This window comes from Sulfurimonas sp., from assembly GCF_050296975.1.
Lineage (GTDB): Bacteria > Campylobacterota > Campylobacteria > Campylobacterales > Sulfurimonadaceae > Sulfurimonas.
On sequence record NZ_JBNKRX010000023.1, the window covers coordinates 1 to 12,269 of the forward strand.

The window sequence follows — 12,269 nt, forward strand, 5'->3', positions numbered from 1 at the left end:
AGATAGAAGCAACAGATGGTATAAGTCTTAAATGTGGATCAAACGTTTTAACAATAGACCCCTCAGGTATACACTTTAACACTGATAACTTTAAAGATAATAGTGGGTTGGATGGGGTTGTGGCTGATGCAGTTGAGAAAAATTCTCAAAAAACTATCACGAATACTTATTGGTCATATGGAGAAGATGAAATAAAAATTTCAGATACTTCAAGACACTATAGTGATTTAAATTTACATTTGGAAACTTTAGATTATGAAGCTGGAGAAGATCTAAGTATAGATATTAAAATGGGAGAAGAAATACATAGCTTTTCTACTCAAGTGCAAGAGGATGGTACAGCTAAAATTTTAAATATATTTGAAGATAAAACTTTAATATTAAAGGAAGATTAATATGGCGGGAATGGCAGAAGTTCAAGTTAATGGTCAAACTATAAATACCATTAAAATTAATAGACCAAAATATTCTGATTTAGAACCATATTTTATGAAAGTTGTTAAACTAAAAGCTTGTGAAGTATTTAAATTGATACATAAAGAGTTAGCAGCAAGATGCAAGGGTGAGCGAGAATCTGAAGGTTGTCATCAAGTAGATTATAGTAATGCTTGTGCGACAAGAATGAGTTATACTTTTAACAAAAGTAATTTTAAACTAAAGCTTCCAAAAGATTTTCAAGATGAAAAAACTGGTGAACCGTATGTTCTTTCTGTTAATAAAATGACGCAAGTTTTAGAAAAGGCATTTGGTAATTCAGATATAACATTTGATGGAAATCCTAACAACTTTAAATCTGAAATCAATGGTAAAAAAGGAATACTTATTTTTAAAGTTTCTGGATGGGGTGATGCAAATGGACATATTACTTTATGGGATGGTACTATTTGTCCTAATGGTAATTTAGATTATAATCACTGTTATTTTGAACATCATCAAAATGGAGTAAAAACAACTGATATCATATTTTGGGAGTTAAAATGAAAATACTATTATGTATATTAATGTTTATATCATTACTTTATTCTCAACAAGATTTACCAAATAAAATAAATGATAACATAGTTTTTGCAATTGGTGCGAATCATTTATCTTTAAATGAAACAAAAAAAATTGTTAAAATATTAAGAGATTCCTCAAATAAAAAGCTTAAAAAATTATTAGATGATGGGTTAGACCCCAATTCTGCATTAGCATATAAATTTCCAATAAGAATTTTACATGCAGCAGTATATTCAGAAAATATTGGGGCTGTCAAATTGCTTATCAATTATGGTGCAAACCCCAATGTATTAGCTATTAAAGGGTTTATCCATACGCCACTAACATCAGCTATTATAAAAAATAATTTGCGAATAACAAAATATTTACTAGAACATAATGCTAGTTTAAACATAGAAGAAGAAATGAATTTTGAGTGTAAAGGAAGCTATGTAGAACCACCTTTTTTTTATGCAAAAACAAAAGAAATGATTGAACTTTTAGTTTCAAATGGTGCGAAAATAAAACAACAAACTAGAAACGGGGAAACTATTCTAGATAATATTGATGATTTAACTTTAAAATCTTGGCTTATTAAAAAATATAATTTACCAACAAAATATTTTAAATGTGGTACTCAATTTATAAATATGGAAAAAATTATAAAAGTTACTCATACAAATGATGGATATAAAGAATATGATGCCAATGATAATTTGGTATATGAAGTTAAAAATGGAAAAACAGTTTTTCAAAAATGAAAATCTTGATATATTATCATCAAATCAAAAAGCAAATCAATTAGTTACTTCTTTAGAATTAAATGTACTTGCAAGTTTATGGTATTGGTTTGAAGGAGATAAAAGTGCATCTATTCGAAAATATGTTGCAAAAGATGACATATATTGGGTGTCAGTGAAAGTAAATGGTAGAAAAAAACAGAAAAATCCATATTATACAAATAAAAAATTAGAACCAAATGGAGAGAGAACTAAAGAAAATGCAGAATTCCCCTCAACCAAAGAGATAACACAAGAACACTATCCATCTCTAACTATTCAAAGAGCAAATAGTAATTTTGAAGAGTTCTTGAATACAACAGAAGTTGGTATAGGAAGTATAGACTTTAAAGTTGTAAATTATCGAAAATTTATTTATACAGGGGATAAAAAACATTGTTTAAATGGAGATAGTTGGATGGAAGGTTCACGGGGGCAAAGAAAGCATCATGAACCTTATTCTTATAAAAAACTTTATATACCAGATGATGATGCAGAAAATAATAAAACTGTATCTGATATACATCAAACTTTTATACACTTAGCATTTGATGGGAAAAAGCTAGAAGTAAAAGAGATACTTTTAGAACAAGTAAAAGATAATGAAGGTACGTTAGAACTTATCCCGCCAAATAAAGAAGAAAAAAAATCTCAAGATAATAGCTCTACAGATTTTTGATCTGTCTACAATAATTCATACAAAGAACAAATAAACGCAGATTTTTATAATTTTTCTTTAGGCTTTTCTATAAAATAGCCTTGTGATTTATCAACACCTAGCTCTTTAAGTTTTTTCTCTATATCTTCATTCTCAACAAACTCACCAATTGTTTTCATATGCATCTCTTTTGCAAACGAAACAATGATAGAGGTAATCAGTGCTGATTTTTTATCATGAACGATATTTTTGATGATACTGCCATCAATTTTTATATAATCCGCTTGAAGTCGCATGAGATATTCAAAGTTTGAATATCCTGTTCCAAAATCGTCTATAGAGATTTTAGCACCATACGATTTAACTTCATGTATAAATTTTTCAACAATATCAAACTTCTCAATACCTTCTGTTTCAACAATTTCAAAAGCAACTTTATGCCCTATATTGTACTTTTGTAGCGATTCTATAATGTATGAATTGATTTTTGGATCAAGAATATCTTCAATTGTAATATTGACTGAAAAGTTATAATCTTTATCTTTAAAATATTCAAAACTTTTGTTTATGACAATTTTTGTAAGTTCTTTATAGAGTTTTGATTTTTTTGCGATTTCTAAAAAACTATGTGGAGAGATGACATTTCCATGAGTATCTAAAAGTCTTATAAGTGTTTCATATTTATAAATTTTACCTGTTGGATTGTCTTTTATCGCTTGATAATAGAGTACGATTCTATCTTTTTTAATAGCCTCACGAATCTCTTTTACCCATTTGATATTGTTTTCATACTCGTGGTTGAGTGAAACTTGGTCAGAGTAGATCACAATATGTTTTCCAAGACGCTTAGCAAATTTAAGTGCCATACTCGCAGTTTCTAATAAACTTTCATTCTCTTCTAGTGAAATTCCTACAGAGATGCCTATACTTACCTCTTGCCCATCTATACTAATTGGTGTATCATTTAAGTACTGAACCATATTGTTGATATTGTTTCTTAATACCTCTGCATCTCGCTCTACAGAGAGTACAACAAATTCATCACCAGCAAGTTTATAAAGTTCACATGTATCTCTTTGCTCAACAGCATGATTCATAATTTGACTAAAAGCTAAGAGAACTTTGTCTCCAAAAGATTCTCCATAAAGGTTGTTAATTTGACTAAATTTATCTATATTTATAAGAACTAAAGAGTTATGAGCATTTTTATTTTTATCTCTAAAAAGTGCTTTTCTATTTTTTAAGCCTGTTAAAGTATCTGTATGGAGTAACTGTGTTAAACTCTCTTGTTTTTGTAAAATTTCAGTGATGTTATAACGTATAGCAATAAATTCTACGATGTTATTGTCTTTGTCTAAAATAGGAGATATGGTACTTTGAACCCAGTATGTTGTACCATCTTTTCTCTTATTTTTAAGTTGCCCATGCCATGTTTTTTTTGCTAAGATAGTTTCCCATATCTCTTTATACACACTATCATCGGTCTCTGGATGACGTACTATATTGTGACTTCTGCCTAAAACTTCATTTTCACTATAACCTGAAATATCATAAAAATTTTGATTTGCAAAAGTGATATTTCCATAAAGGTCAGTTTTGGTTACTACAAGGTTTGTATCTATACTTGTTTTATAACTTTTTAAAAAGGAGATATTGTTGTTCACATCATCTTTTGTTTTATCGATAAAATATTTTAGAAGAAAATAGATACCAGAGAGAATGGTTGCTAAGTTAAGAAAAAATAGTACTTCTTTTACATTATGAGATAGTTCATAGTTTGGAAGTTGATGTTCTAGCGGTAAAGAGATAATTAATAATAGTAAAAAAGCGTAAAACCAGAACAAAGCCTCTTTTTTTTCAGTATATAAAAGTGCCATAATAGGAGCCATAAAGCCCCATATGATAATGTTACTTCCATTATCATAACCACCCAAGTTCCACATCATCAAAAATGGAAGTAATAACATCATTACCATTTGCAGACGTATAATGAGCGCTACTTGGAAAGTTATTTTATAATATACTAAACTCATTAAAGAGACGAAAATATATACTAAAGTTATGCTAGAAGCTACAAATAGTTGATAGTAAAGCATTATAAGCATCCAAAGAGATGCTATAGGTAAAATATATTTTATAAGTGTAATAATAGAAATAGTATGTTTAAAATTTAAAATATTTGGCTCCGCTTTATAATTAGTGGATGGAATTATATCACAAAAATATCACATAGATATTATATGCTTGATATAAAGTATTAATATGTTACTATTTTATAAAATATAATCTATGCTATAAATTAAAAAAGGGAAATAATGTCATTTGAAAAGCTTGGGGTTTTTAAGCCTTTACTTGATGCAGTTGAGGAACTTGGTTATAAAGAACCAACTTTGATCCAAAAACGTGCAATCCCTTTAGTGATGCAAAATAAAGATCTTTTTGCAACAGCACAAACGGGAACTGGAAAAACAGCAGCTTTTGCACTTCCTCTTTTACAAAAGTTAAGAAAAAAAGATGAGAGCAAAGGGGTGCGTGCTGTTATCATCTCCCCAACAAGAGAGCTAAGTGTTCAGATCTATAAAGATATAAACGATTATGCAAAATACATGGATGTTAAGTCTGAAGCTATCATTAGTGGAAAAGATATAACAAAGCAGATAGCAAAACTTAAAGGTGGAGCGGAAGTAATTGTAGCAACACCTGGGCGTTTACTTGAACTTACTAAAAACGGACTTAAGCTTGATGATGTTGAGGTTTTTGTTCTTGATGAAGCTGATCGTATGCTAGATATGGGATTTAGCAAAGATATAAGAGCGATCCACCCGCTTTTACCAAAACGTCATCAGACGTTACTTTTTTCGGCGACATTTTCTGAAAAAGTGAGAAAGCTTTCAAAACTTATTTTGACTTCACCTGCATTTATTGAAACTGCAAAGAAAAATACAACGGTAGATACGATCAATCAAGTAGCATACCTTGTTGATGCTGATCGAAAAGCAGAGCTTTTAGCATATCTGATCGGCTCACGTAACTTTCCACAAGTTTTAGTTTTTACAAGAACAAAAACAAGTGCTGATTTATTAGGAAAAGAGCTTGAAAAAGATGGTCTAAAAACGGGTGTAATTCATGGCGATAAAACAAAAGCAAACCGCCTTAAAACTCTTAACCAATTTATGGAAGGAAAGTTCCGTGTACTAGTTGCAACAGATATCGCTTCACGTGGTCTTGACATTGAAGAGTTACCGTATGTGATCAACTATGAACTTCCATCAATTCCAGAGGATTATGTACACCGTGTTGGGCGTACAGGTCGTGCTGGAAGAGAAGGAGAAGCTATCTCTTTACTTGATGTATATGAGAAGTTTGAGATCCGTGACATTGAAAAGCTGATCGGACAAAAGATTGAAAAAGAGACAGTTGAGGGATTTGAACCAGACCCTAACATCAGACGTGTAGATCGTGATGAGGTAAAACTCAAAGCAGAACATAAAAAAGTAGAAAAAGCGTACTTCCAACCTAAAAAAGAGGTTAAAAAAGTAACTGCAAAAACAATCAAACAATCAAAAAAAAGAAAAACTACTAAAAGAGATCCACGATAATCTTCTATGTTTGCAAACTACACTTTAGAGATAATCTACCAAGATGAATATTTAGTCGCTATCAATAAGCCAAGTGGTTTATTGGTGCACAAATCGATGATTGATCGGCATGAAATTTATTATGCAATGAAGATGTTGCGTGATCAATTGGGGCAGTGGGTCTATCCAATCCATAGACTTGATAAACCAACAAGCGGAGTGCTTCTATTTGCCCTTGATAAAGAAACAGCCAGACTTTTAAATGAACAATTTCGTGCCCGAGAGCCAAAAAAAACTTACATAGCAGTTGTGCGAGGCTACCTTGAAGATGGTGTGATCGATTATCCATTGCAAGAGAAACTCGATAAGATTGCCGATAAAGATGCACGGGAAGATAAAGAGCCCCAAGAGGCGATTACAGAGTATAAAGTATTGGACAGTATAGAGCTTCAAGCAAATGTTGGCAAATACGATACTGTACGTTACTCCTTGGTGGAACTTTATCCAAAAACAGGACGAAAACACCAATTGCGCCGTCATATGAAACATATCTCCCATCATATCCTAGGCGATACAAAATATGGGCGAGGGGAACACAACAAGTTTATCCGAAAAGAATATAATGTGCATAGATTATTATTGCATTGTAAAAGTTTGGAATTAGATCATCCTTATAATGGAAATACAATTGTTTTAAAAGCAAAATTAGATAATACATTTATAGAATTATTTAAAAAGTTTAATTGGAGTCGACCTCTCTTATAACCTCTGAATATACTTCAGAGGGCTAAAAAAAGTTAAGATTGTGCAAAATATTTTTTGAAGCATAGCCAAAGCTACGCTGATGAAAATTTTTGTGCAAGGTTGATTTTTTTTAACCCTCCCTTCGGGTAAACTATACAAGCGTATACTCTGCGTTAGACAACCTTCAGCATAGTTCACTATGCTAAAGAACATCTGCCTTGATTATAAACTTGTATAGTTTACTGAAGAAAATTCAGAGGTTATAAGAGAGGTCTAGATGAGTGAAGTAAAAGAGATATTTTTAAAAGACTATAAAGAACCAGATTTTAATATCGAGAGTGTCAATCTTACATTTGAGTTATTTGAAGATGAAACAGATGTAACGAATATTATGAAAATTGAAAAATTAGATAATGTAAGCGACTTAGTTTTAGATGCAGGAGAATTAGAATTAAAAGAGATTGTGCTTGATGGTGAAGTACTTGGAAGTGACAGATACATAACAAGTGAAGAAACGCTTACGATCTTAAATGTACCGCAAAACTTTATACTAGAGATCAGAAATAAAATCTATCCGCAAAACAATACCGAACTTGAAGGTTTATATAAATCGGGTGCTATTTTTTGTACTCAAAATGAGCCCGAAGGGTTTCGTAGAATTACACCATATCTTGATCGTCCAGATGTGATGAGTGTATTTACTACAACTGTTATCGCTGATAAAGAGAAATATCCGATACTCCTTAGTAATGGAAACAAGATCCATTGTCATGAAAGTTTTGATACTCGTCATGGTGTAACGTGGCACGACCCACATCCAAAACCATCATATCTTTTTGCGTTAGTTGCAGGGGATTTAGATTTCATTACAGATAGCTTTACTACTGCTAGTGGTAATGAAGTTGAACTTAACATCTATGTTGACAAAGGTAATAGCCAAAAAGCTACACACGCTATGGCAAGTTTGATCAATGCAATGAAATGGGATGAAGAGAAATATGGACGTGAATACGATCTTGACATCTATAACATCGTAGCAGTAGATAGTTTCAATATGGGTGCAATGGAGAATAAGGGGCTGAATATTTTTAACTCTGCGTATGTGTTAGCAGATGCAGATACAGCAACTGATGCAAATTTTATGGGAATCGAGTCTGTAATCGCTCATGAGTATTTTCATAACTGGACAGGAAATCGCATCACATGTAAAAACTGGTTTCAATTAACACTCAAAGAGGGACTTACAGTCTTTCGTGATCAAAGCTTCTCAGCTGATCTAAACTCTAAAGAGGTGCAACGCATTGATGATGTAAAAGCATTACGTGAGCGTCAGTTTGTAGAAGATGCCTCTCCAACTGCACATCCGATCCAGCCAAAGTCGTATATATCTATGAATAACTTTTACACGGCAACCGTATATGAAAAAGGTGCGGAAGTAATTCGCATGATCCATACTATGTTAGGCGATGAGAACTATAGAAAAGCCACAGACTTGTATTTTGAGAGTTTTGATGGACAAGCGGTCACTACTGATGACTTTTTATGGGCGATGAAGCAAAATGGAGAATTTGATCTTGAACACTTTAAACTTTGGTACGATCAAAGCGGTACACCAACACTTCAAGTTACAGAGTCGTTTGAAAATGGAACGTATGCTTTAACACTTGCACAAAAGATACCAAATAAAGTAGGTGGTGAGACTCAAAAAGCGATGTACTTTCCACTAAAAATAGCACTCCTTGATAAAGATGGGAATGAAATTTTAGAAAAAATGCTGATTATCTCAAAAGAGAGTGAAACATTTAGATTTGATGATTTAGTAGCAAAACCTACACTTTCAATCAATAGAGATTTTAGTGCACCTATCATTATAGATCATCAAGGTGTTGATTATCCATTTTTAATGAAACACGATCAAAACAGCTTTACACGTTATGAAGCGGCACAAGAGTTTGCAGGGCAGAGTATGTTTAAACTGATCGATGGGGAAGATATAAGTGAATTTGTAGATGCATATGGATATCTACTTGATTTAGAACTTGATCTCTCTTATAAAGCACTCTTGTTAGAGTTGCCATCTATCACAACACTTATGCAAAAACAAGAGGTTGTAGATTTTGAACCACTGTATGAGGCAAAAGAGAAGTTGAGTATGATGATTGCCCAAAGATATGAGACAAAACTTTTAGAGCTTTACACGCAAAATAATGAACCAAATAATAGTGAGTTAGATAGTTTAAGTATTGGTAGACGTGCTTTAAAAAATAGAGTTTTAACACTTTTAGGTGCTTTAAAATCTGAGAAAGTACTCACACTTGCAAAAGAGCAGTATGATAATACAGTCACAATGACAGATAAAGTAGTCGCTTTAGATGTATTGGAGATGTTTGAAGAGAGTGAGAGAGTAGAAGCATTTGAAGATTTTTATAATAAGTATAAAAATAACACTTTAGTAATGAACAAATACTTTGCACTTCTAGCAGCTTCTTCGAGAGATGGATTACTTCAACGAGTTCAAGATTTACAAAGTGATGCAGTATATGATGAAAAAGTTCCAAATTTAGTGCGTTCATTAATCGGGGTATTTGCAAGAAATTATAAATATTTTCATAAAAAAGATGGAAGTGGCTATGATTTTGTCGCAAATAAGATCATTGAGATAGATAAATTTAATCCACAAATGGCTTCTGGACTTGCAGGAGCATTTAAAATCTACCCAAAAATGAACGAAAAAAATAAAAATTTAATGGAAATCACGCTTAAATGTGTAATTTCTACACAAGGGCTTTCAAAAAATACATTTGAGATAGTCAATAAAATTTTAAAGTAAAATAATTTTTTTTAATTAATAATTCTATTTGAATACGATAAATAAGTGGTTTCAAAATTATTACAGCGGTTACAAAATTGTTATATCGAGAAGTTTAAGTTTTTTATGTGATAATAATGTGATTTTATTCTGTTAAAGTTATGTAACAACTTATTTAAGGGGAAGGTATATATGGCAAGATTAGTCGTACTTGGTGGTGGAGTTGCAGGTCATACTGCAGCTACATTCGCCGCAAAATGGTTAGGTTCAGCTCATGAAGTTGTAGTTGTAACTCCAAATGCAAAATGGAACTGGATACCATCAAACATTTGGGTTGGTGTCGGTGAAATGACAAAAGAGGATGTAACATTTGATTTAGCTCCAGTATACGCGAGTGCAGGTATTACATATAAACAAGCAAAAGCAGTATCATTAAACCCAGAGGGAAATGAGTCTAGTGATAAACCTTTTGTAACGATCGAATATACAGATCCAAACAAAGCTGGTGAGAGTGAAAATGTTGAGTATGATTACTTAATCAATGCAACAGGTCCAAAACTAAACTTTGATGCAACTCCTGGTCTTGGTAATGGACAAGGGCAAATTGGTGAAAATACAGTTTCAGTTTGTACAGCAGATCACGCAGTTCACGCTTCAGAAGAACTTGCAAAATGTATCGAAAAAATGAAAAATGGTGAACGCCAAAAATTCTTAATCGGTACTGGTCATGGTATGTGTACATGTCAAGGTGCTGCTTTTGAGTACATCTTTAATATTGAGCACGAGTTAGGCAAAGCTGGTGTTCGTGATATGGCAGACATTAAATGGATCTCAAATGAGTCTTTCTTAGGTGACTTTGGTATGGGTGGACTTCATATGAAAGTTGGTGGTTATGTAGTTAGTTCTAAGCTATTTGCAGAGTCATTATTTGCTGAAAGAAATGTTGAGTGGTTAATTGGTGCTCACGTTGCAAAAGTTGAGTCTGGAAAAATTAACTATGAACTTTTAGATGGTAGTACAGGTGAAGAAAGTTTTGACTTTGCGATGTTAATCCCACCATTTGCAGGTGTTGGTCTAAAAGCATATGACAAAGCTGGAGAAGATATTACAGCTACTGTATTTGCTCCAAATGGATTTATGAAAGTTGATGCTGATTATACTCCAAAACCTTATGCTGAGTGGAAAGCAAGTGATTGGCCAAGCACATATCAAAACCCAACATATAAAAATTTATTTGCTGCTGGTATTGCTTTTGCACCACCACATATTATTTCACAACCAATGAGTTCTCCAAATGGAACTCCAATCAATCCTACACCACCTAGAACTGGTATGCCTTCAGGTATCATCGGTAAAGCGGTAGCTCACTCTGTATGTGATCTTATCACTCATGGTGAGGGTGCACACTTACATGAAGCTTCTATGGCTGAAATGGGTGCAGCTTGTGTTGCATCAGCTGGTAAAGGTATATTTAGTGGTCAAGCAGCTGCTATGACAGTTTATCCTGTTGTTCCAGATTTTGAAAAATATCCAGGAACAGGTCGTGATACAGATCATACATTCGGTGAGATTGGTCTAGCTGGACACTGGATTAAACATATTTTACATTATATGTTTATCTACAAAGCTAAACTTAAACCAGGCTGGACTTTAATTCCAGAATAAGAGAGGAGTATTATTATGAAAAAAGAAGAAGTAAACTTTGGTAAAAGTAGAGATTTTAACTTAACTATGATTCCTGGTAAATTTGCAAGAGCAATGAGAACTTGTGTAATTTGGCAATTTATCAGATTTGTTGCGATTAACATCAAAATGATTATTGTTGTAGGCAAAAGTCACTAATTATTTTTTTCTATCTAAGCATTTTAGCTTAGATAGAGTTCTAGGGTTTTAATGGTAAAAGAGATTATAGAGTATCCAGCGCAGTTGAGTGTTGAGTATGGAATCAATGTTCGTGTGTTTGATGAGAAGTTGTTTTCATTGATAGAGGATCTAAAAGATACTATAAATGAAAATAATTTACAAGCCCTTTCTGCTTTTCAGATAGGTGATTACCATAATGTGATAGTTCTAAAGAATGAAGATGGAACTTTTTTAGAACTTATCAATCCAAAAGTTATTTCACATAGTGGTGAAGTAACTACCAAAGAGACAACTTCATATTATCCAAATCTCAGTGCTGAAGTAACTCGTTATGAAAATATAAGTATCATCTATGTTGATCGTAGTGGTGAAAATCAAGTTTTAAAAGCTGATGGGGAACTTGCAATTCTTTTACAAAGAAAGATCGATTACACATTTGGTTCTACTTTTTTACCAAAACTTTCTAAAACTGAGCGTGAAAGATTTGAAGCAAGTTTAGAATTTGGTTCGGACATAGGGTATGAGAACTATTGCCCTGTTAGTTTTTTTAAAGATAAGATTTTAAAAGTTATAAAGATTATCACTGCTTTACTTTTTTTAGTTTTTTTAATATCATTACCTATTGAAGATAAGAAAATATTATCTTACATTTGGCAATCGCAGCTTTATGTATCTTATTTTACAGTACTTTTAACTCTTGTATATGTAATTTATGGAAGGTATGAAGGGTCAAAATATACCTCTTGTACAAGCTGTCAAATAGGTAATATACTTGGGAGCGCATTTATAGCTCTTGTTAAACTCTCTGTAGTTATGACACTTTCTTTTTTCTTCGTAAACTAAAGATATTAAAGAAATGG

The 12,269-nt window shown here is 32.4% G+C and carries 10 protein-coding genes and 1 pseudogene; 10 read left to right on the top strand and 1 reads right to left on the bottom strand.

Translation table 11 applies throughout. From position 1 onward, the window contains the following. From ACQY56_RS06235 to ACQY56_RS06250, 4 genes and pseudogenes are all read left to right on the top strand, one after another. Nucleotides 1–395, top strand: a pseudogene (locus ACQY56_RS06235) (hypothetical protein); the annotation flags it as partial. Nucleotide 396: 1 nt separating this feature from the next. Continuing rightward, entirely contained in the window at nt 397–981 is a 585-nt protein-coding gene (locus ACQY56_RS06240; RefSeq protein WP_428737061.1) for a type VI secretion system amidase effector protein Tae4, read from the top strand. Next, a complete protein-coding gene (locus ACQY56_RS06245; protein ID WP_428737062.1) occupies nt 978–1,739 on the top strand; it encodes an ankyrin repeat domain-containing protein in 762 nt (253 codons plus the stop codon). The genes ACQY56_RS06240 and ACQY56_RS06245 overlap by 4 nt, the downstream gene beginning before the upstream one ends. Then, entirely contained in the window at nt 1,702–2,436 is a 735-nt protein-coding gene (locus ACQY56_RS06250; RefSeq protein WP_428737063.1) for a hypothetical protein, read from the top strand. The genes ACQY56_RS06245 and ACQY56_RS06250 overlap by 38 nt, the downstream gene beginning before the upstream one ends. Before the next feature lie 44 nt (nt 2,437–2,480). Here the strand turns inward: ACQY56_RS06250 and ACQY56_RS06255 are convergent, their stop codons facing one another. Further along, nucleotides 2,481–4,511, bottom strand: a complete 2,031-nt coding sequence (locus tag ACQY56_RS06255) for an EAL domain-containing protein (RefSeq protein ID WP_428737064.1) — start codon at nt 4,509–4,511, stop codon at nt 2,481–2,483. A 219-nt stretch (nt 4,512–4,730) separates the two neighbouring features. Here ACQY56_RS06255 and ACQY56_RS06260 point away from each other — a divergent pair, with 219 nt between their 5' ends. From ACQY56_RS06260 to ACQY56_RS06285, 6 genes are all read left to right on the top strand, one after another. After that, on the top strand, nt 4,731–6,014 hold the full coding sequence (locus ACQY56_RS06260; RefSeq protein WP_428737065.1) for a DEAD/DEAH box helicase: 1,284 nt from the start codon (nt 4,731–4,733) through the stop codon (nt 6,012–6,014). A gap of 6 nt (nt 6,015–6,020) precedes the next feature. Then, nucleotides 6,021–6,758, top strand: coding sequence for a tRNA pseudouridine(65) synthase TruC (truC, locus tag ACQY56_RS06265; protein WP_428737066.1), 738 nt, complete (start codon nt 6,021–6,023; stop codon nt 6,756–6,758). A gap of 256 nt (nt 6,759–7,014) precedes the next feature. Next, nucleotides 7,015–9,567 carry an aminopeptidase N gene (gene pepN, locus ACQY56_RS06270; RefSeq protein ID WP_428737067.1) on the top strand — a complete coding sequence of 851 codons (2,553 nt, stop codon included), beginning with the start codon at nt 7,015–7,017 and terminating at the stop codon, nt 9,565–9,567. Nucleotides 9,568–9,738: 171 nt separating this feature from the next. Next, a complete protein-coding gene (locus ACQY56_RS06275) occupies nt 9,739–11,211 on the top strand; it encodes an NAD(P)/FAD-dependent oxidoreductase (protein WP_428737068.1) in 1,473 nt (490 codons plus the stop codon). Between the two features lie 15 nt (nt 11,212–11,226). Further along, entirely contained in the window at nt 11,227–11,388 is a 162-nt protein-coding gene (locus tag ACQY56_RS06280; RefSeq protein ID WP_428737069.1) for a hypothetical protein, read from the top strand. Between the two features lie 51 nt (nt 11,389–11,439). Continuing rightward, entirely contained in the window at nt 11,440–12,252 is an 813-nt protein-coding gene (locus tag ACQY56_RS06285; protein ID WP_428737070.1) for a peptide deformylase, read from the top strand. Nucleotides 12,253–12,269 lie beyond the last annotated feature (17 nt).

Bases quoted from the DNA above. Each gene is read 5' to 3' on its own strand.
- ACQY56_RS06240 (WP_428737061.1), top strand. From the start codon at position 397: ATGGCGGGAATGGCAGAAGTTCAAGTTAATGGTCAAACTATAAATACC.
- pepN (WP_428737067.1), top strand. From the start codon at position 7,015: ATGAGTGAAGTAAAAGAGATATTTTTAAAAGACTATAAAGAACCAGAT.
- ACQY56_RS06285 (WP_428737070.1), top strand. From the start codon at position 11,440: ATGGTAAAAGAGATTATAGAGTATCCAGCGCAGTTGAGTGTTGAGTAT.
- truC (WP_428737066.1), top strand. From the start codon at position 6,021: ATGTTTGCAAACTACACTTTAGAGATAATCTACCAAGATGAATATTTA.
- ACQY56_RS06275 (WP_428737068.1), top strand. From the start codon at position 9,739: ATGGCAAGATTAGTCGTACTTGGTGGTGGAGTTGCAGGTCATACTGCA.
- ACQY56_RS06280 (WP_428737069.1), top strand. From the start codon at position 11,227: ATGAAAAAAGAAGAAGTAAACTTTGGTAAAAGTAGAGATTTTAACTTA.
- ACQY56_RS06245 (WP_428737062.1), top strand. From the start codon at position 978: ATGAAAATACTATTATGTATATTAATGTTTATATCATTACTTTATTCT.
- ACQY56_RS06260 (WP_428737065.1), top strand. From the start codon at position 4,731: ATGTCATTTGAAAAGCTTGGGGTTTTTAAGCCTTTACTTGATGCAGTT.
- ACQY56_RS06255 (WP_428737064.1), bottom strand. From the start codon at position 4,511: ATGCTTTACTATCAACTATTTGTAGCTTCTAGCATAACTTTAGTATAT.
- ACQY56_RS06250 (WP_428737063.1), top strand. From the start codon at position 1,702: ATGAAGTTAAAAATGGAAAAACAGTTTTTCAAAAATGAAAATCTTGAT.